Origin of the sequence: Vibrio sp. 2304 (assembly GCF_033339475.1) — a bacterium.
Taxonomy (GTDB): domain Bacteria; phylum Pseudomonadota; class Gammaproteobacteria; order Enterobacterales; family Vibrionaceae; genus Vibrio; species Vibrio alginolyticus.
This window is the reverse complement of record NZ_JAWOUQ010000020.1, coordinates 1-26,253: the sequence shown is the minus strand read 5'-3', so window position 1 is coordinate 26,253 and position 26,253 is coordinate 1. Positions and strand designations below refer to the sequence as shown.

The window sequence follows — 26,253 nt, the reverse complement described above, 5'->3', positions numbered from 1 at the left end:
AGATATTAACTCTTATTTGGATGCTAATAACAACCTTTGCACGAAGAAATTTCGGAGCGAGAGTAAGAGATGGATAAGCTAATCGTTACCGGCATCGATATAGGCCATAACAGCCTCAAAGCCGTAGTACTTAAACCCACAGGCAACAATTACGCTCTGTTGGGTTACAAAGAAATATTACTAAAGGAAGGTATTGTCGCTGAAAATAACACCATAAATCATCAAGAAATTGTAAAGACCCTCAAGCAGATAAAAAAAGAACTGCCTTTTGGCGCTAAAAAAGTTGCGATTTCAGTTCCTGATAACTCGGTAATTAGCAAGAAACTGCAAATAGAACAAAACCTTGAAGAGAGTGAAGTTGAGTTTGCAGTGATACAAGCCTTTTCTCATCAATCGCCATTCCCTGTCGAAGAGCTGAGTTTAGACTTCGTTCGTCTTCTCGCGGAGGGCGGGCAGAGTGGCAGTGATAGCTATCAAGTGTTTGCGACAAGAAAAGATGTGGTAGAAGGCCGAGTCGATGCATTACAAAAGTCCGGACTAAAACCTGTTTTAGTGGACGTGCATTCGCAAAGCCTTGGTCATATCTGGAAGCTCACCGCCGATCGCTTTCCTGACAAAAACAAATACTGCTTACTCGATATTGGCACCTTATCGAGCTCCTTCACCATGTTTACCGAACAAGGTGAACTGTTTCACAAAGAGTTTGCTTACGGCACACGCGGAGTAAACAGCGCTTCTCCAGTCGATTTTCTGTCCGATGATGCTCAGGAGAAAACAGAGCTGTTTAACCGTCAAATCGTAGAGCGAGTAAAGCGCCAGATGCAGCTCTATACCTCAATCAATGGCTCACAAAACATCAAGGGTATCTGGTTATCAGGGGAAGGGGCCTCCACTCCCATGCTCGCAGAGGAGTTGTCTCAACAATTGTCGTTAGAGTGTGAATTGCTAAATCCGCTAGGGCTATTTGAGATGAAGGTGTCTAAGCGTAAGCGTCGTGCTGTGGATTGGCAGCATTTCTCAACAGCAGCCGGACTGGCCGTTCGTGGCATTCATTGGCTAGGAGGCGCCCGTGCTTTATCGCATTAATTTACTTCCTTGGCGAGAGAGTCAAAGAGAAGAGCACCGACGTCGTTTCATCAGTTTGGTCGCATTAGGCATGTTGGTCGCTGTTGGCATCCAGTGGGGTATTGGAAAGTTTTTTGAGTACCAACAAGATCAACAACAGGAGCGGCTCGATTACCTCACTCACTACATTGCCGAACTCGACCAGCGTATTGAAGCAATGAAAATTGCAGAGCAAGAGCACAGCAAAATCCTCGAACGTCTAAAGGTCGTTGAAGGTTTACAAAACGGACGAAACAAAACGACCGAGTTCATGAACTTAATGCCTGCCCTTATCCCTGAAGGTGTATATGTCGACAAGATCAAAATGAATGATCTGGAAATTGAGATCTCTGGGATCTCAGATAGCACTCCAAAACTTGCCACGATGCTAGACAACATGGAGCGCTCGGCCAAGTTGAACGACGTAGAAATGCATTCCATCGTTCACGGCAAAGCCCGTTTTGGGAAAGAGTTTCAAACATTCAAAGTGTCTTTCATGTTCAAAGTAACGGAGAAGAAATTGGAGGCTCAACGTGGTTGATTGGCAGGATCTCGAAATCGATGAAATGGCCGAGTGGCCATTGTTGCCCCAGATTGTAGTAATCGCGCTTCTGATCATGGTGATTCAAGGCTTAGGTTATTGGTTTTACCTTAAACCGAAAGACGAACAGTTGAATCACTTGATTCAGCAGGAGCAGACACTCAAGGTGGCATTGAAGATCAAAGCGAACAAAGTGGCAGCGTTGCCTCAGCTTCAATCTCAATTGGATGAACTTACCACTCGTTACGAGTTATTACTGCAACAACTGCCTGCGCAAAAAGAGCTGGCTACAATGCTCGCTTCAGTGAATGAGCTTGGCATCGACAATAAGCTGACTTTCACCCGAATCGACTGGGGCGAAAAACAATCAGAGCACTTCCTTTATCGTCTCCCTTTAAACATTGAGTTAACGGGCGACTTTCATGACATCGGCCATTTTTCTCAGGCGATAGCGACGCTACCTCGAATCATCACGTTTAAAGATGTGACTTGGCAACGTGTCAGTCAAGAGAGCGAAACCCTGCACTTTCGGGTGCGTGCTAATACCTATCAGTTTAAGCCGGAGGAGACGAAAAATGACAAGTAAGTCTTTGTTGCTGGTACTGATGGGTTCTCTATTGATGGGCTGCCAGGCGAATGATGAATCATTGACGGATTTTATTCGAGGAGTGGAAACACAGGCGCGTCGAGAGGTCGAGAAGCTTAAGCCCGCAGACAAGTATGTTGCAGTCACGTACGCACCGGAAGTACAGCGTGCACCCTTTGAATTACCCAAAGAAGCCACCATCGCGACTCAGCCAGTTGCAAGAAAAGATTGTTGGCAACCGCCCTCAAGAAGGCGAACTGGCAAATTAGAAAAATTCCCATTAAGCCAATTACGTTTGAAAGGTGTCATGGGCATGGATAACACGGTTTCTGGCCTCGTTCAGGCTCCCAATGGCACCGTCTATAAAGTTAAGCCGGGTCAATACCTCGGACGCAATAATGGCAAAGTGACCCATGTCAGCCACTCCTATTTGTTGATTAATGAAACGTTGCCCGACGGCTTAGGATGTTGGCAAAAACGTAAAGTTAAGTTGGCTTTGAGATAGCCCCATTTATTTTTGATATTGAGTAATGAAAATGAGACAAGGATTAACACGTACACCAAGGATACTTACTGGGCTCTTCTCCTTATGGTTGTTTGTATTTTTAGCCCCTTTAGCGGCAGCTGAAGAAGTTTCGTCCAATGCCCTAAAAAGTATCGACTTTCGAACTAATAAAGATAAAGACGCCGTGATTGTCGTCGAATTGGCGTCACCGGCCGCGATTGTAGATATCAAGCGTGTACAGGAAGGGTTAAGTATCGATTTGCTTAACACTTCAGTAAAAGACGAGCAATTGTATCTCCTAGACGTGAAAGATTTTTCGACTGTGGTTGAGAGCGTAGAAGTGTTTCGCGACACCTCGACGACGCGCTTGGTTGCGCACATCAATGAAGAATACATGCATGATTACCGTTTAACGGGGCGTTTTTTGGAAATCAAAGTAGCGAAGATCAAACCCAATGAGAAAGCCCCAGATAAAAGCATTTTAGAAAGAGAAGGTAAGCTTATTTCGATTAACTTCCAAGATATTCCTGTGCGAAACGTCTTGCAGCTTATTGCTGATTACAACCAATTCAATTTGGTTGTCTCCGACTCTGTGGAAGGCAACCTCACGCTTCGTCTTGATGGTGTCCCTTGGCAGCAAGTGCTGGATATTATTTTGCAAGTTAAGGGGTTAGATAAGCGTGTTGATGGCAACGTGATTTTAGTTGCTCCGACTGATGAGCTGGACTTGCGTGAGAAGCAGCAGTTAGAAAAACAAAAACTGACGGAAGAAATGGGAGAGCTTTCATCTGAAATCATCAAAGTTAATTTTGCTAAAGCATCAGACATTGCGGAGATGATCAATGGAGAAGGAAATATCAGCATGCTGTCAGAGCGCGGCAGTATGACCATTGATGAGCGAACTAACTCGTTATTGATTAGAGAGTTACCTGAAAACATCGAGGTGATTCGAGAAATTATTGAGTCTTTGGATATTCCAGTTAAACAGGTTCAAATTGAGGCGCGTATTGTGACCATCAATGAAGGTAACATGGACGAGTTAGGGATTCGTTGGGGTTTTACGTCTATTAATGGCAGTAATACAGTGGGCGGTTCTATTGAGAACAACCTCGCCACGATCGGTCTCTATAATGGAGAAGGGGGTGATGACGGTGGTGACGGTGATGGAGTAGGGATCGATGATTTCCTAAATGTAAACTTAGCTGCAACCAGTCCGAATGCGACCAGCATTGCTTTTCAGGTCGCAAAGTTAGGTTCAGACACCTTGTTGGATCTTGAGCTTTCTGCTCTGCAACAAGAGTCTAAAGCTGAGATTATCTCGAGCCCACGTTTGATCACTACCAATAAGAAACCTGCCTATATCGAACAAGGTACAGAGATTCCTTACCTAGAGTCATCATCAAGTGGTGCAACGACGGTGACGTTCAAAAAGGCGGTATTAAGTTTGAAGGTAACCCCGCAAATCACACCGGATAACCGCTTAGTATTGGATTTAAGTGTCACGCAAGATAGACCAGGACAAGTCGTGAAGACAGGCACTGGTGAAGCTGTTGCGATTGATACTCAACGTATCGGGACGCAAGTGTTAGTGAATAACGGTGAAACGGTCGTTCTTGGTGGTATTTTTCAGCACAGCATTACTAACTCGGTGGACAAAGTGCCTTTGTTGGGCGATCTTCCGCTATTAGGTGCGCTTTTTCGTCGAAGTTATGAAAATGTTGGTAAAAGTGAGCTGTTAATTTTCGTCACGCCTAAGGTGGTGATTCAGTAGTTCTGTCTCGGGAAAAACTGATTAAATCAAAAATAAAGTTGCAATAGTGGCACCATGCTTGGATAATTTCGGGTCTTATCACGAATTATCTGTGAGGAACTGGTGCCACAAGCCTTGTAGAACAGCAGTTTAGCTGTGTTTTCTTGTGGCGATCTTATTGAATCAATGTTGTAAATTACTGCTAAACATGGCTGAGAAACGTAATATTTTCCTTGTTGGCCCAATGGGCGCCGGCAAAAGTACAATTGGTAGACATCTAGCACAGCAACTGCATATGGAGTTTGTTGACTCCGATACAGTGATCGAAGAACGCACTGGTGCAGACATCTCTTGGGTTTTTGATGTAGAAGGTGAAGAAGGCTTCCGCAAGCGTGAAGAAGCGGTACTTGAAGACCTAACACAAGAGCAGGGCATCGTGCTTGCGACTGGCGGTGGCTCTGTTAAGAGCAAAGAAAACCGCAATCGTCTTTCGGCACGTGGTGTTGTTGTTTACTTAGAAACGACGATTGAAAAGCAACTTGCGCGTACAAACCGCGACAAGAAGCGTCCTTTACTTCAAACGGATAACCCTCGCGAAGTACTGGAGCAATTAGCTGAAGAACGTAATCCTTTATATGAAGAAGTAGCGGATTACACTGTTCGCACTGACGATCAAAGTGCAAAAGTGGTAGCCAACCAGATCGTAAAAATGCTAGAAGAGAGATAAGTCTTTATCTTTTTTTTAATTGGAGCAAACCGATGGAACGGATTACGGTCAACCTAGCTGAGCGTAGCTACCCAATCTCTATTGGCGCCGGGTTATTTGAGGACCCGGCGTACCTCTCTCAAGTTCTCTCAAACAAAAATGCAAAACAAAAAGTTGTTGTGATCAGTAATGTCACAGTGGCGCCTTTGTATGCAGACAAAATTTTAAAGCAACTCGAGCAGCTCGGTTGTAGTGCATCCTTGTTAGAATTGCCTGACGGTGAACAGTACAAAAACTTGGATGTATTTAATCAAGTAATGAACTTCTTACTGGAAGGGAGTTATGCTCGTGATGTTGTGATCATCGCGTTAGGTGGTGGTGTTATTGGCGACCTTGTGGGTTTTGCGTCTGCCTGTTACCAGCGTGGGGTCGACTTTATTCAAATACCGACCACATTACTATCCCAAGTGGACTCTTCGGTTGGTGGAAAAACCGCGGTTAACCATCCGTTGGGTAAGAACATGATAGGTGCGTTTTACCAACCTAAAGCCGTGATCATTGATACCAACTGCCTGTCGACGTTGCCTGAACGTGAGTTCGCTGCGGGTATCGCCGAAGTCATTAAGTACGGCATTATTTACGATGCAGATTTTTTTGTATGGTTAGAAGACAATCTTGAGCGCTTGTATACGTTGGATGAAGAAGCACTAACTTATGCGATCGCACGTTGCTGTGAAATAAAAGCGGAAGTGGTGGCTCAGGATGAGAAAGAATCGGGCATCCGTGCTTTGCTTAACTTAGGTCACACCTTTGGTCATGCGATTGAAGCGGAACTTGGCTATGGCAATTGGCTGCATGGTGAAGCGGTATCTTCCGGCACTGTTATGGCGGCCAAAACGTCGCATCTACGCGGTCTGATCTCGGAAGAGCAATTTGAGCGTATTGTTGCGATTTTGCGTCGTGCAAAACTGCCTGTGCATACTCCAGACAGTATGAATTTCGATGACTTCATCAAGCACATGATGCGAGATAAGAAAGTCCTCTCTGGTCAATTACGATTGGTTTTGCCTACAGGCATTGGCACTGCCGAGGTAATTGCTGATACGACGCAAGACGTACTCAAGCAGGCAATAGACTTCGGTCGCGATATTTAACCTTGTAATGGCGCCTTTGGGCGTCATTCTTGTAGTGTATTAAGGTTATTAGATGAGTGTTGCTCACGTACTGGAATTAGATTCTCAAATCGAGTTGCTTGATAGATTAGGTCTACTGACTAACTTTGGTTCCAATCTCATTGCGATTAATGGTCATGATGGGTATGGGAAATCTTGGTTAGCGCAGCGATACCTTGAAGTGGGTGCCAGTAACAAGAATCAATGTTTGTTACTTTGTCATTCTAATCAAGACGATGTGCAGCATCGCGTCCTTATTTTGAGTCAACTGGTTTCAGACGCATTGTTTAATCAGCAAGAGCCTTTACTTGATAGCCTTGAAAGGCTTTTAGGTGATGAGCCGTGTGACATTGCAATTGTTGTAGATGATGCGCATTTATTGAGTGAGACACTTATCTCTGAGCTTTGGATGCTGGTCTTAGAGGCGCACCATAAGCCAAATTGGACCATCAATGTCTTACTGTTTACACAGTCTGGACGTTTAGAAGGTTTGCTAGCACGTCTCAGTTATGGACAAGAGATAAAGCCTGTTGAGCTTGATATTGATATGTTGTCCGAAGTGGAAGCTCGTCGTTTCTTTGAGTCACTTGTTGCGCGCTACGTCGATGATGAGTCTGAGAAACGGGTTCGAGATGCATTTAAAAAAGTCGACCCAGTACCGGGTGACATCATGGCGTTAGGAGAGATGAAAGTGGAAAAAAGGATCATTATCCGCTCGATTGTCGGTTCACCCCTGAATATTGCGTTGGTGGTATTAGTATTACTGTTGCTTGCTGCTGGTGGCTATTGGTGGATGCTTAGTCAACCAAGTCCTGATGATAAAGCGCAGCAAATTGCTGGCAGTTTAGAGCAAACGGCTATTCCAACTTTTGAAGAGTCAGGAATCAGTGCAGCGCAGTCTTCACTGCAACCTGTAACCGATGGCTCTAGCAGTCTTGATAAGTCTGGTGCGGTTGATGATTCTGATTCATTACCGCCAGCAGTGACAGAAGAAGTAGCGAGCGTAGGCAGTGATGACAATCAACAAAGAGTGGTGATTGAGTCGAATGTGGTCGATGCATTGCTTGAAGGTAAAGCTGATTCAGCAGACACAAAAGCGATTGATGATGTCGTAGGTACTGAGAAGACAGAAACCGCCGATGAAACTAGCTCCCCTTTGATTAAAGTCGTAAAACCGAATCAAGATATGACGCAAGCACCTGCTCAGTCAGAAGAGGGTGAGGCAAACCAACCTGTTGTGAAATTTTCATTTGCTGGTGAAGAACTAAAAGCGCTATCGCCAAGAGCGTATACTTTACAACTCGCGGCTATGACCTCAATGGAAGATGTACAATCCTTTCTCAATGAGCATCAACTGAATAATCAAGTGCGAATTTATCCTACCGTTCGTAATGACACCGAGTGGTATATCATCACATATCAAGATTATCCGACAATTCAAATGGCTCGTGATGCCGTCGCAAGCTTGCCAGATTCGGTTAAGTCGGTGAGTCCTTGGGCAAAATCACTCCGTCAGGTTCACCGTGAAATTGAACGAGTGAAATAAACCTGAGCTTCCCTGAAAAATATGTTACATTCCGCAGCCTTAATTTTTGGTCGATAGATAGAGCAGTAGATGAAAAAGCAACGAGCCTTTCTTAAATGGGCAGGAGGAAAATACGGACTGGTTGAAGACATCCAACGTCATTTGCCGCCGGCTCGAAAGCTAGTTGAACCTTTTGTTGGTGCGGGCTCAGTGTTTCTGAATACCGATTATGACCATTATCTACTTGCAGATATCAATCCAGATTTGATCAATCTGTACAACCTGCTGAAAGAACGCCCTGAAGAGTATATCTCTGAAGCGAAGCGTTGGTTTGTCGCTGAGAACAACCGCAAAGAAGCCTACCTACACATTCGCGCTGAATTTAATAAAACCGATGACGTGATGTACCGCTCTTTAGCGTTTTTGTATATGAACCGCTTTGGTTTTAATGGCCTATGCCGTTACAACAAAAAAGGTGGCTTCAATGTACCGTTTGGCTCTTACAAAAAGCCGTATTTCCCTGAGGCGGAATTGGAGTTTTTTGCAGAAAAAGCCAAAAAAGCTACGTTCGTTTGTGAAGGTTATCCTGAAACATTTCGTCGTGCGCGCAAAGGGAGCGTCGTGTATTGCGATCCACCTTATGCGCCGCTTTCAAATACGGCAAATTTCACCTCATACGCAGGTAATGGTTTCACGTTGGACGACCAAGCTGCATTAGCCGACATTGCTGAAAGAACAGCGACTGAACGTGGCATTCCTGTGTTGATTTCTAACCACGACACTACCTTGACACGTCGGTTGTATCACGGTGCGGATCTTAATGTGGTAAAAGTAAAGCGTACCATTAGCCGTAATGGTAATGGTCGTAATAAAGTTGATGAGCTACTTGCGCTTTTTCATGCCCCAGACATGGATAAATCAAGCTCTTAATTCTCACACTATTATATCTAAATAGTGGATCTCCCCACTGGCTTCGGTAGAATTGCGCGCAGATTGTTTGCTCATTACTACTGAGGTCAGGTATGAAAGATTTTCTTATTGCTCCATCCATTTTATCGGCAGATTTTGCTCGTCTCGGTGAAGATGTAGAAAAAGTACTCGCAGCGGGTGCGGATGTGGTGCATTTCGACGTTATGGATAACCACTATGTACCAAACCTGACTTTTGGTGCGCCTGTGTGTAAAGCACTACGCGATTATGGCATCACAGCGCCAATCGATGTTCACCTAATGGTGAAACCCGTTGACCGTATTATTCCTGATTTCGCAAAAGCGGGTGCGTCGATGATTACGTTCCATGTAGAAGCTTCTGATCATGTAGACCGTACACTGCAGTTAATTAAAGAGCACGGCTGTCAGGCTGGTGTGGTACTAAACCCAGCAACGCCACTTGCAAGTCTTGAATTTATTATGGATAAAGTCGACATGATTCTACTGATGTCGGTAAACCCTGGTTTTGGTGGTCAATCATTCATTCCTCATACACTAGATAAACTGCGTGCCGTTCGTAAGATGATTGACGAGTCTGGTCGTGATATCCGCTTAGAAATTGATGGCGGTGTGAAGGTTGACAACATTCGTGAAATTGCAGAAGCGGGCGCAGACATGTTTGTTGCAGGCTCGGCGATTTTCGGTGAGCCAGATTACAAACAAGTGATCGATCAAATGCGCGCTGAACTGGCTGAAGTTAAATAAGCACCGATAAGCCAGCGCAATAACACGCTGATTTTAAAGGCTGCCAGCTTGTTGGCAGCCTTTGTGTTTTCTAGTATTAGAAGAAATTAAATATCCACTGCGCTGAGCAAATAATCACTTGCCTATTTTACGCCCTTTCTGTACTATTCGTGCTCCTTAAACTCAGTCAATTATCTTTAGTTCCTTGCTTCCTCTGGACGACTGAGCCATTTGTGGAAGCTGAATAATCCGTAAGGAGCAACCAATGCGTCATTACGAAATCGTATTCATGGTGCACCCAGATCAAAGCGAGCAAGTTGCTGGCATGATCGAGCGTTACACTGGTTCAATCACTGAAGCTGGCGGTAAAATCCACCGTCTAGAAGACTGGGGCCGTCGTCAACTGGCTTACCCAATCAACAAGCTTCACAAAGCTCACTACGTTCTTATGAACGTTGAAGCTGACCAAGCTGTAATTGATGAGCTAGAAACTGCTTTCCGTTTCAACGATGCAGTTCTACGTAACATGATCATGCGTACTAAAGCAGCGATCACTGAGCAATCTATCATGCTTAAGCAAAAAGAAGAGCGTGCTCCACGTCGTGAAGAGCGTTCTGAAGCTAAGCCTGAAGCTAAGTCAGAAGCTGCTGAGTAAGTTTTCTTATGGCCAATCGAATGGAGCTGAGCGGCACCATTGCCAAACCGCCCATTCGTAGTAAAAGCCCTGGTGGCATTGAACACTGTCGGTTTTGGCTGGAGCATCGCTCTACTATTATCGAAGCTGACTTACCTCGACAAGTTTATTGTCGTATGCCGGTAGTCGTCAGCGGGCTTGGGTCACAAGCACTAACTCAGAATTTAGTTCAAGGCAGTAACATTAAGGTAAGTGGTTTTGTCACTTATCAAACCGGCCGAAATGGCGTGGGAAAATTAGTGTTACACGCCGACAACATTACTCAAATTTAAGATCAGGAGATAGCCCATGGCTCGTTTCTTCCGTCGTCGTAAATTCTGCCGTTTCACTGCAGAAGGCGTACAAGAGATTGATTACAAAGACGTAGCAACTCTTAAAAACTACATCACTGAAGCTGGTAAAATCGTACCTAGCCGTATCACTGGTACAAGCGCTAAGTACCAGCGTCAACTAGCACGTGCTATCAAGCGTTCACGCTACCTAGCTCTACTACCGTACACTGACAAGCATCAGTAATCGGTTCATTTTATTAAGAAAGAGGATTAAGCAATGCAAGTTATTCTACTTGATAAAATTGGTAACCTAGGTGGTCTTGGCGATACTGCAAACGTTAAATCTGGCTACGCTCGTAACTTCCTTATCCCACAAGGTAAAGCAGTTATGGCAACTAAAGCTAACGTTGAAATGTTTGAAGCTCGTCGTGCTGAACTAGAAGCTAAAGTTGCTGAGCAACTAGCTGCTGCAGAAGCTCGCGCAGAGAAAGTTAACGCTCTAGAAGCGGTAGTTATCGCTTCTAAAGCTGGTGACGAAGGCAAACTATTCGGTTCTATCGGTACTCGTGACATCGCTGACGCTATCACAGCAGCAGGCGTTGAAGTTGCTAAGAGCGAAGTTCGCCTTCCTGAAGGTGCTCTACGTAACACTGGTGAGTTCGAGATCAGCGTTCAACTTCACTCTGAAGTTTTCGCGACAGTTAACCTACAAGTTGTTGCTGCTGAGTAATTCAGTATCAAGACGAAATACTAAAAAGCACCTCCTTGGAGGTGCTTTTTTTATTTCTAAAACTGAGAGAAAAAGGGTTAAAAAGCGAAAAGTAAATTAACGGAAAATACGCTGTCCGCTTTGCTTAAGCCTTCAGGCACTTTATCGTGATACTGACGAGAGTGCGCCAGTTTCAGTGCAATATCTTCAGTAATATCATTGGTTACACTGAGTTCACTATCAGTACGTGTGTTACTTCTACCTGTTACCAACGTAATATCAGCTGCGAAACTTAAATTATCCAACGCATGCCAAGTTGTGTTGATATTTCCTCGAAAAATGCCTTCTCTAACGATATCGGGAAAGACAATATCGTCATCATCTATTTCGTCTAAGTTTGGCTCTTGATAGCGAAAACCAGGGCCTACTTCTACCTCTAAAATGAAGTTCTCAGTGTAGGAGAACTGGTAACCCAAACCACCTGACAACGTATAGTCTTTAAAATAAGCACTGTAGCGAGAATCCACTCCTTTAAAGCTGCCATACAAATACGTCTTAGGGCCTAACTTGTAGTCACTCTGTAGGGAATAGGTGGATGAGCGTTTGTCTTCTTCACCGTCTTTGTACAAGTTGTAGTACTTCCATTCACCATTAGAACGGTGTCGACCTGACGTATATTCAGCACTCAAACGAGCATTCAGGGAACGAGAGTCCGTGTTACCTGTATGAGCTTGATAGCCGAACTCCACCTCGGTTTTTAGTGGGTCGGGTACATCAATATTTTGCTCTGGCTGTACTGATTCGTCAGCATACGATGCACTAGCGCACAGTAGGCTAAAGCTAAGTAACCAGTATCGGGACACATCAACCTCGAACGTAATCAAAAAGGAGGGGCATGATACTGATACAGATATTTGGTTGGGTCAATGGTAGGTTAATTTTTATTAGAGCTAGACGGAAGAACCAGGCTATTACCCGGGTGGTTCACATGATGATTTCTTAACAAGTAATTGTCGCTTCGGGGAAGCATCTCAGTTAGGTTAAGGTTATAATCGTGGGTCAATAGTAGTTATCGAGCAAAGTCATGGCGGAAAACAGAAATCGCAAACCTTCAGACAGTCAGGTCGACGCAATCAAAGTGCCACCTCACTCACTAGAAGCCGAGCAATCAGTAATTGGTGGTCTTTTACTGGATAATGAACGTTGGGACACCGTTGCCGAACGTGTTGTGAGCAGTGATTTCTATAGTCGTCCACACCGCCTGATTTTTGAAGGTGTAAAAACCATTCTTGAAGCGGGTAAACCTCTCGATCTTATTACTTTATCGGAATATCTAGAGCGTCACGAGTTGTTAGAAGATGTAGGCGGTTTTGCTTACCTCGCTGACTTGGCGAAGAATACGCCAAGTGCAGCTAACATCAATGCGTATGCTGATATTGTCGCTGAGCGCGCGATTGTTCGTGGCCTTATTGGTGTCGCGAATGAAATTGCGGATGCGGGCTATGACCCTCAAGGTCGCAGTTCTGAAGATTTAATAGACATGGCTGAGAGTAAAGTTTTTGCTATCGCCGAGTCTCGAACTAGTGAAAACGAAGGACCACAAAACGTCGACAACATTCTTGAAAAGACGTTAGAACGTATCGAGTTGTTGTATAAAACGCCACAAGATGGTGTTACCGGGGTCGATACCGGTTTCACAGACCTCAATAAGAAAACCGCAGGTTTGCAAGGCTCTGATTTGGTGATTGTCGCAGCGCGTCCATCGATGGGTAAAACGACCTTTGCGATGAACTTGTGTGAAAATGCGGCCATGCAACAAGAAAAGCCCGTACTTATTTTCTCGTTAGAGATGCCAGCTGAACAGTTGATGATGCGTATGTTGGCCTCTTTGTCTCGTGTAGACCAAACCAAGATCCGTACGGGTCAGCTAGATGACGAAGATTGGGCGCGTATTTCTTCTACTATGGGTATCCTGATGCAGAAGAAAAATATGTACATTGATGATAGCTCTGGTCTAACTCCGACCGAAGTGCGTTCGCGCGCTCGCCGTATCGCTCGTGAACATGGCGGTCTATCGATGATCATGGTCGACTACCTTCAGTTGATGCGCGTGCCTTCGTTAACCGATAACCGTACTCTTGAGATTGCTGAGATCTCTCGCTCTCTTAAGGCGCTGGCAAAAGAGCTAAATGTGCCTGTTGTGGCACTGTCGCAGCTAAACCGTTCCCTAGAGCAACGTGCGGATAAACGACCAGTAAACTCGGACTTGCGTGAATCCGGTTCCATCGAGCAGGATGCCGACTTGATCATGTTCATCTACCGTGATGAGGTTTATCACCCAGATAGTCCGTACAAAGGTACGGCCGAAATCATTATTGGTAAACAGCGTAACGGTCCTATCGGCTCTGTTCGCCTCACTTTCCAAGGTCAACATTCGCGTTTCGACAACTACGCGGGTCCTGCATTCGATATTGATGATGAGTAATTCCATGAGCTATATGAAAGCGGCCAAGGCGTGTATTGATTTGTCTGCGTTGCAGCACAACTTACAGCGCGTAAAAGCTCAAGCGCCACAAAGTAAAGTGATGGCTGTCGTCAAGGCCAATGGTTATGGTCACGGATTACGTCATGTCGCAAAACATGCTAACCATGCGGATGCGTTTGGCGTGGCTCGCATTGAAGAAGCATTGCAACTGCGCGCTTGTGGAGTAGTAAAGCCGATTCTATTGCTAGAAGGTTTTTACTCTCCTGGTGATTTACCTGTTCTTGTGACGAACAACATCCAAACCGTGGTGCACTGTGAAGAGCAGCTTATCGCCTTGGAGCAAGCAGACCTTGAAACTCCGGTTGTCGTGTGGCTGAAGATTGACAGTGGCATGCACCGCCTTGGGGTTCGTCCTGAACAATATGACGAGTTTGTAACGCGGCTGAAGGAGTGTCCAAATGTAGCGAAACCGTTGCGTTACATGAGCCACTTTGGCTGTGCAGATGAGCTGGATAGCGATATTACCCCACAACAGATTGAGCTGTTTAAATCGTTGACTTCTGGTTGCCAAGGGGAACGTTCACTGGCGGCATCTGCGGGGTTATTGGCATGGCCTCAAAGCCATTTAGATTGGGTTCGTCCGGGTATTATCATGTATGGTGTGTCGCCATTCGATGACAAAACGGCGCAAGATCTTGGGTATCAACCTGTTATGACACTTAAATCCCACCTTATTGCGGTACGTGAAGTGAAGAAGGGCGAAAGTGTTGGCTACGGTGGTATTTGGACCAGTGAGCGAGATACAAAAGTTGGGGTCATCGCTGTAGGGTATGGCGACGGTTACCCAAGAAGTGCTCCAAACGGTACGCCGGTGTGGGTTAATGGCCGTAAAGTACCTATTGCAGGTCGAGTTTCCATGGATATGCTGACGGTCGATTTGGGACCAGACGCAACGGATAAAGTCAGCGACGAAGCGATTCTTTGGGGGAAAGAGCTCCCAGTAGAAGAAGTGGCGGGTCACATTGGTACGATTGCGTATGAACTCGTGACTAAGCTAACGCCTCGCGTCGAGATGGAATACTCCAAATAAACAACGAAAGGCTAACCCAAGGTTAGCCTTTGTTTTATCTACTCACCGTTAATCGTAGCAATAACGCGGCGGCCGCCACCAAAGTCTCGATGCTCACCCAAGTAAATACCTTGCCATGTTCCTAAAGCTAATCGACCATTTTGGATTGGTACCGTCACACTACTGCCAAGCAGTGATGCTTTAATATGTGCCGGCATGTCGTCGTCACCTTCATAGGTGTGCTGATAATAAGGAGCACGCTCTGGCACAAACTTATTGAAGTGCGCTTCCATGTCCATACGCACGGTTGGATCAGCATTCTCATTTAAGGTCAAACTGGCGGAGGTGTGCTGAATAAATAAGTGTAATAAACCTACTGAAAGTTCGTTTATTTGTGGTAATTGTTGTTCAATTTCATCAGTTATCAGGTGAAAACCGCGGCTTCTCGCTTTTAATTGCAGTGTTTTTTGTGCCCACATACGTGTTCCTTTGGAAATTTATAAATTGGCGTCTATCCTATTCCAATTAGAGCCTGTCATTAGTAAATGATATGATTCTTGTCATCGTAAATGAATGTTCAATTTCAGGGCAGGGAACGTGACCTAACTCAATGTGAGTGTAAAAGCTCTCGGTCATAATTGGCGCCTGAAAAAAAATTACAAAGACTTGTTTTGTGGCAATTTGCCCAAACATCTAATTTATATTCTATTTGCTAAATCGGGGATTCCACAGTTTTCGCTAGACTGTAAGGAATGGAACCTACTGTAACATCGGGATAAAGACCATGTTGAAAAATATCAATCCAACGCAAACACAAGCTTGGAAAGCGCTAACGGCGCATTTCGAATCTGCACAAGATATGGATCTTAAAGAGCTGTTTGCTCAAGACGCAGCGCGTTTCGACAAATACTCTGCACGTTTCGGCTCAGACATCCTAGTCGATTACTCAAAGAACCTCATCAATGAGGAAACTCTGAAGCACCTGTTTGCTCTTGCGAAAGAGACCGAGCTGAAATCTGCAATTGAAGCGATGTTCAGTGGTGAAGCGATCAACCAAACAGAAGGTCGCGCTGTTCTTCACACTGCACTACGTAACCGCGCGAATACTCCAGTTATGGTAGACGGCGAAGACGTAATGCCAGCAGTGAACGCGGTTCTAGAAAAAATGAAATCATTCACTGAGCGCGTTATCGGCGGTGAATGGAAAGGTTACACAGGCAAAGCAATTACTGATATTGTGAACATCGGTATCGGCGGTTCTGACCTTGGCCCTTACATGGTGACGGAAGCTCTAGCGGCATACAAAAATCATCTAAACCTTCACTTCGTATCTAACGTTGATGGTACACACATCGTTGAAACGTTGAAGAAAGTTAACCCAGAAACGACGCTATTCTTGATCGCGTCTAAGACGTTTACAACACAAGAAACCATGACTAACGCGCATACTGCTCGTGATTGGTTCCTAGAATCTGCGGGTGATCAAGCTCATGTGGCTAAGCACTTTGCTGCGCTTTCAACAAACGCGACAGCCGTGTCTGAATTTGGTATCGATACAGCGAACATGTTTGAATTCTGGGACTGGGTTGGTGGCCGTTACTCACTATGGTCTGCGATCGGTCTATCAATTGCACTAGCAGTAGGTTTCGACAACTTTGTTGAGTTGCTTGATGGTGCTCACGAGATGGACAAGCACTTCGTATCAACAGATCTAGAAAGCAATATTCCAGTGATTCTTGCTTTGATTGGTATTTGGTACAACAACTTCCACGGTGCGGAGTCAGAAGCTATCCTACCTTACGATCAATACATGCACCGTTTTGCAGCATATTTCCAGCAAGGCAACATGGAATCAAACGGTAAATACGTTGACCGTGACGGCAATGCTGTAACTTACCAAACTGGCCCAATCATTTGGGGTGAACCAGGTACCAACGGTCAGCACGCGTTCTACCAGCTAATTCACCAAGGTACTAAGCTTATCCCATGTGACTTCATTGCACCTGCAATTAGCCACAACCCAGCTAGCGATCATCACCAAAAACTGATGTCTAACTTCTTCGCGCAAACTGAAGCTCTAGCGTTTGGTAAAAATGAAGAAACCGTGAAAGAAGAGTTGGTGAAAGTAGGTAAGAATGCTGAAGAAGTGGCAGCGATTGCGCCATTCAAAGTGTTTGAAGGTAACCGTCCAACAAACTCTATTCTAGTGAAGCAAATCACGCCTCGTACGCTAGGTAACTTGATCGCAATGTACGAACACAAAATTTTCGTACAAGGTGTTATCTGGAATATCTTTAGCTTTGACCAGTGGGGCGTGGAGCTAGGTAAACAACTGGCTAACCAAATCCTACCTGAGCTTGCAGACGAGTCTCAAATCAGCTCGCATGACAGCTCAACAAACGGTCTAATCAACGCATTTAAAGCGTTCAAAGCTTAATGTTTGAATAGATAAAGAAAAGGTCAGCAAATGCTGACCTTTTTATTGCCTGAGGCAAAAACAAAATAGGTTGGCCAGTGCCAACCTATTCTTTCTCTTTTATTCGAAGCAAATTTCGATAAAGGCATTTCCCCATTGGGAAGAGAAAGGCATGATAATAATTGAGCCTTCACACTTGTGGCGAATCGTATGACCTCGGCCTGAAACCACAACCGGTGTTGCCATATCAAAGTCAAAACCACTTTCCGCCAGAATGCGTTTCGCACCACCAGTAACCATGTTGGTGATCTCACCCACCATATCGGTCACTTCTTCATTGAGCCCATTTGGACGTTCACCAAGCATGTTCTGCATGATTTCTAGGGCGAGTGCTTCATCAAAGGTGATCGACATTGAACCACGAGTTTGTGGGCCTACCATACCAATCAGACCAGAAACGTCACCTCGTGCGATCTCATCTTTTTTGATTCGCGGTTTTTGTGGCTTCAGCTCAAGAGAAGCCATAGTTTTTAGCACGTTCATTAAAGAAGCTAAAAACGGGTTTACAAATTCAGCGCGCATAACGTTCTTCTATACTTTTTCTTTCGTCTCGGAGGAACAGGCCTGGCATTCACCATGAGTTTCAATAACTTGGTTGGTCAGTTTGAATCCATGCTTCTCGGCGTTTTCGGCTAACAAGGATATCAGCGTCTCATCTTCGAGTTCAACGACATCACCACATTTATCGCAAATTAGTAATTGGAAAAAGTGCTGCTGAGTATTGAAAGAACAACAAGTAATAAAGCTATTTGTCGATTCCACTCGGTGGATGAAGCCTTGTTCTAGGAGAAAATCTAATGCTCGATAAACAGTGGGCGGCTTAGCCTGAGGCTCACTCTCTTTTAGTTGCTCCAATAGCTCATACGCACTTGAGGCGCGGCGATTAGAACAAATGAGTTCAAATACGCGTCGGCGTTGCGGAGTCAGTCGTACTCCACGCTCTGCGCAGATACTTTCAATTTGTTCAATGATTGTTGGGTTCAAACCTTTCACCATAACTATCGGACGTGCTCTATGATAAATCATTTCTATACGAAGTTCGTTTAGAAATGCTTCATTTTACCCACTATCAGAACGAAAATCATGAATTAAAGCAAGTCGGTGGTGGTGTGAAGGCGGAATAATCATCACAGAATGAATCAACGAATGACAGATTCGTATTACTTCTGCGTATTCCTAAGCACTTGGCTAGTCAGCCAACCAAATCATTCTCGCTGAAACTAGCACCTAGAGGTGCTTGGGTATACAATACCCGACTTATTTTTTGAGCGTACTGCTGCGCTCGACCTTGGCAACATAAAAACGGGTGTTTATATCATGACTCATTCTTGCAGGCTCTCCGTAGCACCAATGTTAGATTGGACTGATCGTCATTGTCGCTACTTCCATCGCTTAATGACCAAAGAAACCCTGCTGTACACTGAAATGGTGACGACAGGTGCGATCATTCATGGAAAAGGAGATTTCCTGGCTTATAACGAAGAAGAGCATCCGTTAGCCCTTCAACTTGGTGGTTCAAACCCAGCAGATTTGGCTACGTGTGCCAAGCTAGCGCAAGAGCGTGGCTACGATGAGATTAACCTAAATGTGGGGTGTCCATCTGACCGCGTACAAAACGGTCGATTTGGTGCTTGCCTAATGGCTGAACCGCAGTTAGTTGCGGATTGTGTCGCAGCAATGAAAGACGTGGTCGATATCCCTGTAACAGTCAAGACTCGCATTGGTATTGATGATCAAGATTCTTACGAGTTCTTAACGGATTTCGTTTCTATTGTTTCAGAAAAGGGTGGCTGTGAGCAGTTCACTATCCACGCACGTAAAGCATGGTTAAGTGGTCTAAGCCCAAAAGAAAACCGTGAGATCCCACCATTGGATTACCCACGCGCTTACCAATTGAAGCAAGACTTCTCACACCTAACGATTGCGATTAACGGTGGCGTGAAATCATTAGAAGAAGCAAAAGCACATCTTCAGCATCTTGACGGTGTGATGATTGGTCGTGAAGCATACCAAAGCCCATATTTACTGGCATCGGTAGATCAAGAGTTGTTTGGCTCTAATGCTCCAGTGAAGAAACGCAGCGAAATTGTTGAAGAGATGTATCCATACATTGAAGCGCAATTAGCGAAAGGTGCGTACCTTGGTCATATTACCCGCCACATGTTAGGTTTGTTCCAAAGCATGCCCGGTGCTCGTCAATGGCGTCGTCATATCAGTGAAAATGCGCACAAACCAGGTTCTGGTCTAGAAGTATTGCAAGACGCGCTAGCTAAGATTCCAAAAGAATTGAATGTGTAAAATTCGCCAGTGAATGGCTAAAATTACCAACTAAAGAATGATAAAGCCAGAGTGCAGAAATGCCTCTGGCTTTGTTTTTTTATTAAAAATCATAATCTTAACTTCGTTTCTGTAAGTTGGTATGGAAACTGCTCTGTTTATTGAAAACAAATGGAGAAGTGATTATGTTGGAGCTAATCTTTATTTTAGTCTTTGCGGCGACCTTGTTGGTTACGGGTATCACAATGATGACCGTATTCGCAGCAACTGGTATTGCGTTAGTTGTGATGTTTTTACTGGGAATGGTTGGAGCGGTACTTAAACTATTACCATGGTTAATCGTGATTGCATTGGGTATTTGGTTCTTCAAGAATTACGTCGCTCAGCCCCGCTATAAATAATGAGTAACATCATTTAGTTGATGGAGAGGCGTGAGAATATGGTATATTTCCTCTCACGTCCTCTACGTGAATATCAGCTATCTCGGAGTAAATACTACATGACAAATAAAGCGAACATCGCTTTAACGGCATTATCGTTGGCAGTATCTTTTCCTGTTTTTGCAGAGTACTCTGTATCGACAAAAGTCGGCGCAGAGGTATGGGCTGCCGACACTAAAGTTAATGAAGTGAGACGAGATAGCAGTACCGCAGGCACTTTTTACGCGGCGATTGAACATGATGTTAAATATGTCCCTAATGCGCGCCTTCGTTACTCAAGTGTTGATGCGGATTACATGGGGTTCGATAAGCTCGATTTAACCTTGTATTACCACGTTCTAGAGCATGATTTATTGCACTTTGATGCGGGTCTCACGTTCAGTAATTTAAGTGACACTAAATACATTGATGCTGGCTCAAGCAGGCGTGTAGAAGAATTTGATGAGCTGATTTGGGCTTGGTATGGTTACGCAGAAATTCAAGTTCCGGATACAAACTTTGATGTGATTGGTGAGATAAACTTTGGTGACAACAAAGGTATCAAAAGCACCGATTTCATGGCAGGTGTTCAATACAATGTACCGCTCGAAAAAGCTCGACTGGCTTTTCGTGGAGGTTACCGTGTGATTGATTTAGAGTCCGATAAATTCATGTCGGATCTAGGGAAAGAGTTTATTTTTGCTAACGGCTTCTTTGTGAGTGCGGAATACGCGTTCTAAATTCAGCCATGTTAGATATTCGATTTACTTAAAACGTCGCTTTATAAGCGGCGTTTTTTTATATCACTTCATTATATCTAATCGAAATTTCTCCCTATTTGGCTGACTTAGACCATGCTTACCTAGGAGCAATGTGAAAGTTAAAGCAGGGATAGCGATGACAATAAATGAACTAAGACATCTATTCCGTGAAAATCAGCTTATCGAAGCGATTATTGAGCCTGCAATCCAAGAGGGTGGTTGGGTTGTAGAGTTCAGACATGCGCGCGGTGGTTTTGTTTTTCTAACGGACAGTCACGGCGAAGAATGTCTTTATGAAGATTTGGATACTGCGTCAAAATCGGCAATGGCAGTAGGCTTTCAACAAGTCCGCATTGAAGATCGATGAGCAAAAAGTAAGCCGTTCTTACTTCCAAAAAGTTATAAAACATTCACTTCTATTCTTTCTTGTTATTAAGGAGAGTGGGTACTCTATCGTCACGCAATGAATAGGGATGTCGTGATAATGTCTTTTCAAAAGAATGAGTATTCTCACAAGAATGTGTCTGAAGATAATAATGGGCAAGGAGGAAATCCTCCAATCGCAAGCCCTCTGAATGACCAACAAATTAGCTCACTCCAACAAACTGTCTCTGAGTTGTCTTCACAGCAACTTGCTTGGGTCAGTGGGTATTTTTGGGGATTAGCTCAAAATCAACCAAACACAGCGGTAACGCCAATTGCACAAGCAACGGCAGCCGTATCAGCGAAGCCAGCAGGTAAGTTGAGTATTATTTTTGCTTCCCAAACGGGCAATGCTAAAGGTGTTGCTGAAGCTCTGGAACAGGAAGCAAAAGCAGAAGGAATTGCAGTCGAACTTTTTGATGCAAGCGATTACAAAGGTAAAAACTTAGCCAAAGAAACGCATGTCATTATTGTGGCATCGACTAACGGCGAAGGCGAAGCGCCAGACAATGCTATTGAGCTACATGAGTTTTTGCAATCGAAGAAGGCTCCTAAGCTGCCAAACCTGCAATATGGTGTTATTGCATTGGGAGATTCTAGCTACGAGTTCTTCTGTCAGACCGGTAAAGACTTCGACACTTACCTATCAAAGCTAGGCGCGACTCCATTTATCGAGCGTCTTGATTGCGATGTGGATTATGAAGCCCCCGCAACTGAATGGCGTAAGAATGCGTTAGACAAGGTAAAAGATACACTTTCTTCTGGCTCTGAAGCGGATGTGGTTCAACTTCCTGTGGGTCAAGCTGCGACTGCGCACTCTCCTTACAATAAACAAAATCCGTACACTGCGACGTTACTGACCAGTCAAAAAATCACGGGCCGTGACTCTGGAAAAGACGTTCGTCATATAGAAATCGACTTAGAAGGCTCGGGCTTAACGTATCAGCCAGGTGATGCACTAGGTGTGTGGTTTGAAAATAGCTCGGAACTTGCAAATGCCATTCTTGGTAAGGTCGGTTTGTCTGGGGTTGAGACTGTTGACGTTGATGGTGAAAGCTTGTCAATCCACAGTGCTCTCGTGAGTAAATATGAAATCACAACATCTAACCCGCAGCTCATCACAAAGTTTGCCGAGTTATCCGGTAGCAAGAAGCTACAAAAGTTAGTTGAAGATAAAGATAAGCTTCGCGAGTACTCTGCAAATACTCAAATCGTTGATGTACTGGCAGAAAAGAAAACCAAGTTAACCGCAGATGAGTTGATTGGTTTGCTTCGTCGTCTTACTCCACGCCTTTACTCTATTGCATCAAGCCAAGAAGAGGTCGATGAAGAAGTACACCTAACGGTTGCTTTGGTTGAGTACGAACAAAACGACGAAAAACGATATGGTGGTGCGTCTAGTTTCTTAGCTCAGCGTCTCGAAGAGGGAGATGAAGTTAAAGTATTTGTTGAGCATAACAACAACTTTAAACTGCCGGAAGATGATAGTACTCCAATTATCATGGTTGGTCCTGGCACAGGGATCGCACCATTCCGTAGCTTTATTCAGGAACGTGAAAACCGCGATGCTGAAGGCAAAAACTGGTTGTTCTTTGGTGATCGCACGTTCACTCAAGACTTCTTGTACCAAGTGGAATGGCAAAAGTATCTCAAGTCAGGAGTACTAAGCCGATTGGATGTTGCCTTTAGTCGTGACCAAGTAGAAAAGGTTTACGTACAACATCGCATCTTAGAAAACGCAGCTCAAGTGTGGCAGTGGATCCAAGAAGGCGCTTATATCTATGTCTGCGGTGATGCAACGCGTATGGCAAAAGATGTGCACGACGCATTGGTTATCGTTGCTGAACAAGAAGGCAAGATGCCGCGTGACGATGCAGAACAATTTATTAATGACCTACGTAAAGCGAAACGTTATCAGAGGGATGTTTACTAATGACTTTTTCTACGGACAATAATAAGCAGGTTGTATTAGGTGAAGAGTTAGGGCCGCTATCTGATAACGAGCGCCTGAAGCGAGAAAGCAACTTATTACGTGGCACTATTGAGCAAGATTTACAGGACCGTATTACAGGTGGCTTTACTGCCGACAACTTCCAGTTAATTCGTTTCCACGGTATGTATCAACAAGACGATCGTGATATCCGTAATGAACGCACAAAGCAAAAACTGGAACCATTACATAATGTGATGCTTCGTGCTCGTATGCCTGGAGGCATCATCACGCCAACGCAATGGTTAGCGATCGACAAGTTCGCAACGGAGCACTCTTTATATGGAAGTATTCGTCTGACGACTCGCCAAACGTTCCAGTTTCATGGGGTATTAAAACCGAATATTAAGTTGATGCATCAAACGCTCAACAGTATTGGCATTGATTCGATTGCAACCGCGGGTGATGTAAACCGTAACGTGTTGTGTACCACTAATCCAGTGGAGTCAGAGTTACACCAAGAAGCTTACGAATGGGCGAAGAGAATCAGTGAACACCTGCTTCCGAAAACACGCGCTTATGCAGAGATTTGGCTAGACGGTGAAAAAGTAGAAAGCACGGAAGAAGACGAACCGATTCTAGGCAAGAACTACTTACCACGTAAGTTTAAAACCACAGTGGTTATCCCACCGCAAAATGACGTAGATGTACACGCTAACGATCTCAACTTCGTAGCGATTGCAGATAACGGCAAGCTGGTTGGTTTTAACGTCCTGGTCGGCGGCGGCTTAGCGATGACGCATGGCGATACATCAACTTATCCGCGCCGCGCTGACGACTTTGGCTTTATTCCGCTGGACAAGACACTTGATGTTGCCGCAGCTGTAGTAACAACTCAGCGCGACTGGGGTAACCGTTCAAACCGTAAGAACGCAAAAACCAAATACACATTGGATCGTGTAGGTAGCGATGTCTTTAAAGCGGAAGTCGAGAAACGTGCTGGTGTTAAGTTTGAGCAAAGCCGTCCATATGAATTCACAGAACGTGGTGACCGTATTGGCTGGGTAGAAGGAATTGATGGTAAATATCATTTAGCGCTTTTCATCGAAAACGGTCGCTTATTAGACTTTCCAGGTAAACCACTTAAGACGGGTGTTGCTGAAATTGCCAAAATCCACAAAGGCGATTTCCGCATGACAGCGAACCAAAACCTAATTGTTGCGGGTGTACCTAAAAACGAAAAAGCGAAAATTGAAAAGATCGCTCGTGAACATGGCTTAATGGACGACGGCGTAAGTGAACAGCGTAAGAACTCAATGGCGTGTGTTGCTTTTCCAACTTGTCCGCTAGCGATGGCAGAAGCTGAACGTTTCCTTCCTCAGTTTGTTACTGATGTGGAGGGGATTCTGGAGAAGCACAACCTACCAGAAAATGACAACATCATTTTGCGTGTAACTGGGTGTCCAAATGGTTGTGGTCGCGCAATGTTGGCTGAAATTGGTCTAGTTGGCAAAGCGCCGGGTCGTTACAACTTGCACCTAGGTGGTAACCGTGCTGGTACTCGAGTACCTAAAATGTATAAAGAGAACATCACGGATAAGCAAATCTTAGAAGAGATTGATCTGCTGGTGGCTCGATGGTCGAAAGAGCGTGAAGAAGGCGAAGCCTTTGGCGATTTCACTATTCGTGCTGGCATTATCCAAGAAGTGCTCGTATCAAAGAGGGACTTTCATGCTTGATTCTGTAGCATCCAAGCTGGAGCTCACAGAGTTACTGACATTAACAAAGACGGAGCAAATCCTCCGTCTTGCTCAAATTAATGTCGAGCTCGAAAAGCTTTCAGCACAAGAGAGAGTAGCGTGGGCTTTAGATAATCTAGAAGGCGAGTTCGCGGTTTCTTCTAGTTTTGGTATTCAAGCCGCGGTTATGCTTCATTTAGTTACTCGCGCCAAAGCGGACATCCCCGTCATTCTAACCGATACTGGTTACCTGTTTGCTGAGACGTACCGATTTATCGATGAGCTGACAGATGCTCTCAACCTAAATTTAAAAGTTTATCGAGCCAAAGAAAGTGCGAATTGGCAAGAAGCTCGATATGGAAAATTATGGGAGCAGGGCGTAGAGGGAATTGAAAAATACAACAAGCTCAATAAAGTTGAGCCGATGCGTCGAGCGTTAAAAGAGCTTAATGTTGGAACGTGGTTCTCTGGATTGCGTCGAGAGCAAAGTAAATCTCGTGCAGGTTTACCGATTCTATCAATTCAGAACGGTGTGTTTAAATTTCTACCAGTAATTGATTGGACTAATAAAGACGTTCATTACTACTTAGAACAACACGGCCTTAAATACCACCCATTGTGGGATGAAGGTTACCTTTCAGTTGGTGATACACATACTACTCGTAAATGGGAGCCGGGAATGTCAGAGGAAGAAACTCGATTCTTTGGCTTAAAGCGAGAATGTGGCCTACACGAAGATGATGGCTCTGAACAAGATGGGTCTGGCATATAGCCATAATGCTCTTTAAATAGAGTTTAGGTTAAGTTTAATAAAGATAGCTGCAATAAAGCAGCTTTCTTTATTTATGGTACTTGAAAAACACGCCTCAAAGAACAATTCTGTGGATAAGTTGTGTGAGAGTTTGGGGTAAAGTTGAATAAATAAAGGTTTGATCGAAAACTCATCGTTTAACCATTATTTTTGCAATTTTTGAAAAATAACACTTGCCAATGTGAGCGCGATCTCTATAATGCCTCCTCGTCGACAGGGCAAGGCCTCACAAGGGGTTAAGCGAAGTTGATAAGGCTGAAAAGAAAAACGAAATAATTTGAAGAAAGTGTTTGACACAATAAATTATCTCGCTAGAATGGCCGCCTCTTCCGAAGTGATGTCAATCACAAAGAAGAGTTGCTCTTTAACAATATAGACCTATCAATCTGTGTGGGCACTCGTTGATGATAATCCAATTCGATACCTCGGTATCAAATTAGGTTTCAATGAAACGAAGTGACCATTCGAATTGGGAAGCAGCCTTGAGCTGTTTTGTTTTACTTTTTCAAAAGTAAAAACCAATAAGAGCACAGTCAATTCAAACATTACTTATGTAATGTTCAGTATTCATTGAGCCGAACAAAATCTTAAATTGAAGAGTTTGATCATGGCTCAGATTGAACGCT

At 44.4% G+C, this 26,253-nt stretch carries 28 protein-coding genes; 24 read left to right on the top strand and 4 right to left on the bottom strand.

The window, feature by feature from the left end; all coding sequences use genetic code 11:
• Nucleotides 1-69: 69 nt before the first annotated feature.
• The 14 genes from pilM to rplI all read left to right on the top strand — a co-directional run bounded on the left by pilM (nt 70) and on the right by rplI (nt 11,258).
• Nucleotides 70-1,086 (top strand): type IV pilus assembly protein PilM, encoded by a 1,017-nt coding sequence (pilM, locus tag R7P64_RS22765; protein WP_318119255.1) that lies wholly within the window; start codon nt 70-72, stop codon nt 1,084-1,086.
• Nucleotides 1,070-1,645, top strand: a complete 576-nt coding sequence (locus R7P64_RS22760) for a PilN domain-containing protein (RefSeq protein WP_318119254.1) — start codon at nt 1,070-1,072, stop codon at nt 1,643-1,645. Before pilM ends, R7P64_RS22760 begins: the two co-directional genes overlap by 17 nt.
• On the top strand, nt 1,638-2,231 hold the full coding sequence (locus R7P64_RS22755; protein WP_005381322.1) for a type 4a pilus biogenesis protein PilO: 594 nt from the start codon (nt 1,638-1,640) through the stop codon (nt 2,229-2,231). Before R7P64_RS22760 ends, R7P64_RS22755 begins: the two co-directional genes overlap by 8 nt.
• Nucleotides 2,221-2,736, top strand: a complete 516-nt coding sequence (locus R7P64_RS22750) for a pilus assembly protein PilP (RefSeq protein ID WP_005382766.1) — start codon at nt 2,221-2,223, stop codon at nt 2,734-2,736. Before R7P64_RS22755 ends, R7P64_RS22750 begins: the two co-directional genes overlap by 11 nt.
• A 25-nt stretch (nt 2,737-2,761) precedes the next feature.
• A complete protein-coding gene (locus R7P64_RS22745; RefSeq protein WP_005382765.1) occupies nt 2,762-4,507 on the top strand; it encodes a type IV pilus secretin PilQ in 1,746 nt (581 codons plus the stop codon).
• A 187-nt stretch (nt 4,508-4,694) separates the two neighbouring features.
• Nucleotides 4,695-5,213: a shikimate kinase AroK gene (gene aroK / locus R7P64_RS22740; protein ID WP_005381319.1), complete on the top strand. Its 519-nt coding sequence runs from the start codon at nt 4,695-4,697 to the stop codon at nt 5,211-5,213.
• A 32-nt stretch (nt 5,214-5,245) separates the two neighbouring features.
• Nucleotides 5,246-6,346 carry a 3-dehydroquinate synthase gene (gene aroB / locus R7P64_RS22735; RefSeq protein WP_225474181.1) on the top strand — a complete coding sequence of 367 codons (1,101 nt, stop codon included), beginning with the start codon at nt 5,246-5,248 and terminating at the stop codon, nt 6,344-6,346.
• Between the two features lie 52 nt (nt 6,347-6,398).
• A complete protein-coding gene (locus R7P64_RS22730) occupies nt 6,399-7,910 on the top strand; it encodes an SPOR domain-containing protein (protein WP_318119253.1) in 1,512 nt (503 codons plus the stop codon).
• Between the two features lie 69 nt (nt 7,911-7,979).
• On the top strand, nt 7,980-8,819 hold the full coding sequence (locus tag R7P64_RS22725) for a Dam family site-specific DNA-(adenine-N6)-methyltransferase (protein WP_005382762.1): 840 nt from the start codon (nt 7,980-7,982) through the stop codon (nt 8,817-8,819).
• Nucleotides 8,820-8,911: 92 nt separating this feature from the next.
• Nucleotides 8,912-9,583 (top strand): ribulose-phosphate 3-epimerase, encoded by a 672-nt coding sequence (rpe, locus tag R7P64_RS22720; RefSeq protein WP_005381300.1) that lies wholly within the window; start codon nt 8,912-8,914, stop codon nt 9,581-9,583.
• A 244-nt stretch (nt 9,584-9,827) separates the two neighbouring features.
• Entirely contained in the window at nt 9,828-10,217 is a 390-nt protein-coding gene (gene rpsF / locus R7P64_RS22715) for a 30S ribosomal protein S6 (RefSeq protein ID WP_005381299.1), read from the top strand.
• Between the two features lie 8 nt (nt 10,218-10,225).
• Nucleotides 10,226-10,528, top strand: coding sequence for a primosomal replication protein N (priB, locus tag R7P64_RS22710; RefSeq protein ID WP_005381298.1), 303 nt, complete (start codon nt 10,226-10,228; stop codon nt 10,526-10,528).
• A 16-nt stretch (nt 10,529-10,544) separates the two neighbouring features.
• Nucleotides 10,545-10,772 (top strand): 30S ribosomal protein S18, encoded by a 228-nt coding sequence (rpsR, locus tag R7P64_RS22705; protein ID WP_000090472.1) that lies wholly within the window; start codon nt 10,545-10,547, stop codon nt 10,770-10,772.
• Between the two features lie 33 nt (nt 10,773-10,805).
• Complete coding sequence (gene rplI, locus R7P64_RS22700; RefSeq protein WP_005382760.1) at nt 10,806-11,258, top strand: 50S ribosomal protein L9; 453 nt, start codon at nt 10,806-10,808, stop codon at nt 11,256-11,258.
• A gap of 77 nt (nt 11,259-11,335) precedes the next feature.
• Here rplI and R7P64_RS22695 read toward each other — a convergent pair whose 3' ends face one another.
• Entirely contained in the window at nt 11,336-12,100 is a 765-nt protein-coding gene (locus R7P64_RS22695) for a DUF481 domain-containing protein (protein WP_005381276.1), read from the bottom strand.
• A 221-nt stretch (nt 12,101-12,321) separates the two neighbouring features.
• On the opposite strand from R7P64_RS22695, the gene R7P64_RS22690 reads away from it, so the two are divergent.
• Nucleotides 12,322-13,722 (top strand): replicative DNA helicase, encoded by a 1,401-nt coding sequence (locus R7P64_RS22690; RefSeq protein WP_005382759.1) that lies wholly within the window; start codon nt 12,322-12,324, stop codon nt 13,720-13,722.
• A 13-nt stretch (nt 13,723-13,735) separates the two neighbouring features.
• Nucleotides 13,736-14,812, top strand: coding sequence for an alanine racemase (alr, locus tag R7P64_RS22685; RefSeq protein ID WP_031777284.1), 1,077 nt, complete (start codon nt 13,736-13,738; stop codon nt 14,810-14,812).
• A gap of 38 nt (nt 14,813-14,850) precedes the next feature.
• On the opposite strand, the gene R7P64_RS22680 is transcribed toward alr, so the two are convergent.
• On the bottom strand, nt 14,851-15,270 hold the full coding sequence (locus tag R7P64_RS22680; protein ID WP_005381271.1) for a secondary thiamine-phosphate synthase enzyme YjbQ: 420 nt from the start codon (nt 15,268-15,270) through the stop codon (nt 14,851-14,853).
• A 305-nt stretch (nt 15,271-15,575) separates the two neighbouring features.
• Between R7P64_RS22680 and pgi the strand changes: the two genes are divergently transcribed.
• A complete protein-coding gene (pgi, locus tag R7P64_RS22675) occupies nt 15,576-17,228 on the top strand; it encodes a glucose-6-phosphate isomerase (protein ID WP_138939163.1) in 1,653 nt (550 codons plus the stop codon).
• Between the two features lie 99 nt (nt 17,229-17,327).
• Here the strand turns inward: pgi and R7P64_RS22670 are convergent, their stop codons facing one another.
• Both R7P64_RS22670 and zur read right to left on the bottom strand, forming a co-directional pair.
• Complete coding sequence (locus R7P64_RS22670) at nt 17,328-17,789, bottom strand: chemotaxis protein CheX (RefSeq protein WP_005381269.1); 462 nt, start codon at nt 17,787-17,789, stop codon at nt 17,328-17,330.
• A 9-nt stretch (nt 17,790-17,798) separates the two neighbouring features.
• A complete protein-coding gene (zur, locus tag R7P64_RS22665; protein ID WP_005381268.1) occupies nt 17,799-18,263 on the bottom strand; it encodes a zinc uptake transcriptional repressor Zur in 465 nt (154 codons plus the stop codon).
• A gap of 321 nt (nt 18,264-18,584) precedes the next feature.
• Between zur and dusA the strand changes: the two genes are divergently transcribed.
• The 7 genes from dusA to R7P64_RS22630 all read left to right on the top strand — a co-directional run bounded on the left by dusA (nt 18,585) and on the right by R7P64_RS22630 (nt 25,588).
• Entirely contained in the window at nt 18,585-19,565 is a 981-nt protein-coding gene (dusA, locus tag R7P64_RS22660; RefSeq protein ID WP_017821727.1) for a tRNA dihydrouridine(20/20a) synthase DusA, read from the top strand.
• 164 nt (nt 19,566-19,729) lie between these two features.
• The gene (pspG, locus tag R7P64_RS22655; protein ID WP_005381266.1) at nt 19,730-19,945 is read left to right on the top strand and encodes an envelope stress response protein PspG; all 216 of its coding nucleotides are present in this window, start codon (nt 19,730-19,732) and stop codon (nt 19,943-19,945) included.
• 98 nt (nt 19,946-20,043) lie between these two features.
• A complete protein-coding gene (locus tag R7P64_RS22650) occupies nt 20,044-20,703 on the top strand; it encodes a TIGR04219 family outer membrane beta-barrel protein (RefSeq protein ID WP_005381265.1) in 660 nt (219 codons plus the stop codon).
• Nucleotides 20,704-20,860: 157 nt separating this feature from the next.
• Nucleotides 20,861-21,091 carry a hypothetical protein gene (locus R7P64_RS22645; protein ID WP_005381264.1) on the top strand — a complete coding sequence of 77 codons (231 nt, stop codon included), beginning with the start codon at nt 20,861-20,863 and terminating at the stop codon, nt 21,089-21,091.
• A 117-nt stretch (nt 21,092-21,208) separates the two neighbouring features.
• Complete coding sequence (locus tag R7P64_RS22640; RefSeq protein WP_005381262.1) at nt 21,209-23,080, top strand: assimilatory sulfite reductase (NADPH) flavoprotein subunit; 1,872 nt, start codon at nt 21,209-21,211, stop codon at nt 23,078-23,080.
• Nucleotides 23,080-24,816, top strand: coding sequence for an assimilatory sulfite reductase (NADPH) hemoprotein subunit (gene cysI, locus R7P64_RS22635; protein ID WP_017821724.1), 1,737 nt, complete (start codon nt 23,080-23,082; stop codon nt 24,814-24,816). Before R7P64_RS22640 ends, cysI begins: the two co-directional genes overlap by 1 nt.
• Complete coding sequence (locus R7P64_RS22630; protein ID WP_005382748.1) at nt 24,809-25,588, top strand: phosphoadenylyl-sulfate reductase; 780 nt, start codon at nt 24,809-24,811, stop codon at nt 25,586-25,588. The genes cysI and R7P64_RS22630 overlap by 8 nt, the downstream gene beginning before the upstream one ends.
• Nucleotides 25,589-26,253 lie beyond the last annotated feature (665 nt).

Bases quoted from the DNA above. Each gene is read 5' to 3' on its own strand.
- rplI (WP_005382760.1), top strand. From the start codon at position 10,806: ATGCAAGTTATTCTACTTGATAAAATTGGTAACCTAGGTGGTCTTGGC.
- R7P64_RS22750 (WP_005382766.1), top strand. From the start codon at position 2,221: ATGACAAGTAAGTCTTTGTTGCTGGTACTGATGGGTTCTCTATTGATG.
- R7P64_RS22650 (WP_005381265.1), top strand. From the start codon at position 20,044: ATGACAAATAAAGCGAACATCGCTTTAACGGCATTATCGTTGGCAGTA.
- priB (WP_005381298.1), top strand. From the start codon at position 10,226: ATGGCCAATCGAATGGAGCTGAGCGGCACCATTGCCAAACCGCCCATT.
- aroK (WP_005381319.1), top strand. From the start codon at position 4,695: ATGGCTGAGAAACGTAATATTTTCCTTGTTGGCCCAATGGGCGCCGGC.
- R7P64_RS22725 (WP_005382762.1), top strand. From the start codon at position 7,980: ATGAAAAAGCAACGAGCCTTTCTTAAATGGGCAGGAGGAAAATACGGA.
- R7P64_RS22680 (WP_005381271.1), bottom strand. From the start codon at position 15,270: ATGTGGGCACAAAAAACACTGCAATTAAAAGCGAGAAGCCGCGGTTTT.
- dusA (WP_017821727.1), top strand. From the start codon at position 18,585: ATGACTCATTCTTGCAGGCTCTCCGTAGCACCAATGTTAGATTGGACT.
- rpsF (WP_005381299.1), top strand. From the start codon at position 9,828: ATGCGTCATTACGAAATCGTATTCATGGTGCACCCAGATCAAAGCGAG.
- R7P64_RS22730 (WP_318119253.1), top strand. From the start codon at position 6,399: ATGAGTGTTGCTCACGTACTGGAATTAGATTCTCAAATCGAGTTGCTT.
- aroB (WP_225474181.1), top strand. From the start codon at position 5,246: ATGGAACGGATTACGGTCAACCTAGCTGAGCGTAGCTACCCAATCTCT.
- cysI (WP_017821724.1), top strand. From the start codon at position 23,080: ATGACTTTTTCTACGGACAATAATAAGCAGGTTGTATTAGGTGAAGAG.
- R7P64_RS22745 (WP_005382765.1), top strand. From the start codon at position 2,762: ATGAAAATGAGACAAGGATTAACACGTACACCAAGGATACTTACTGGG.
- pgi (WP_138939163.1), top strand. From the start codon at position 15,576: ATGTTGAAAAATATCAATCCAACGCAAACACAAGCTTGGAAAGCGCTA.
- zur (WP_005381268.1), bottom strand. From the start codon at position 18,263: ATGGTGAAAGGTTTGAACCCAACAATCATTGAACAAATTGAAAGTATC.
- R7P64_RS22690 (WP_005382759.1), top strand. From the start codon at position 12,322: ATGGCGGAAAACAGAAATCGCAAACCTTCAGACAGTCAGGTCGACGCA.
- rpe (WP_005381300.1), top strand. From the start codon at position 8,912: ATGAAAGATTTTCTTATTGCTCCATCCATTTTATCGGCAGATTTTGCT.
- R7P64_RS22630 (WP_005382748.1), top strand. From the start codon at position 24,809: ATGCTTGATTCTGTAGCATCCAAGCTGGAGCTCACAGAGTTACTGACA.
- R7P64_RS22640 (WP_005381262.1), top strand. From the start codon at position 21,209: ATGTCTTTTCAAAAGAATGAGTATTCTCACAAGAATGTGTCTGAAGAT.
- pspG (WP_005381266.1), top strand. From the start codon at position 19,730: ATGTTGGAGCTAATCTTTATTTTAGTCTTTGCGGCGACCTTGTTGGTT.
- R7P64_RS22670 (WP_005381269.1), bottom strand. From the start codon at position 17,789: ATGCGCGCTGAATTTGTAAACCCGTTTTTAGCTTCTTTAATGAACGTG.
- pilM (WP_318119255.1), top strand. From the start codon at position 70: ATGGATAAGCTAATCGTTACCGGCATCGATATAGGCCATAACAGCCTC.
- alr (WP_031777284.1), top strand. From the start codon at position 13,736: ATGAAAGCGGCCAAGGCGTGTATTGATTTGTCTGCGTTGCAGCACAAC.
- rpsR (WP_000090472.1), top strand. From the start codon at position 10,545: ATGGCTCGTTTCTTCCGTCGTCGTAAATTCTGCCGTTTCACTGCAGAA.
- R7P64_RS22645 (WP_005381264.1), top strand. From the start codon at position 20,861: ATGACAATAAATGAACTAAGACATCTATTCCGTGAAAATCAGCTTATC.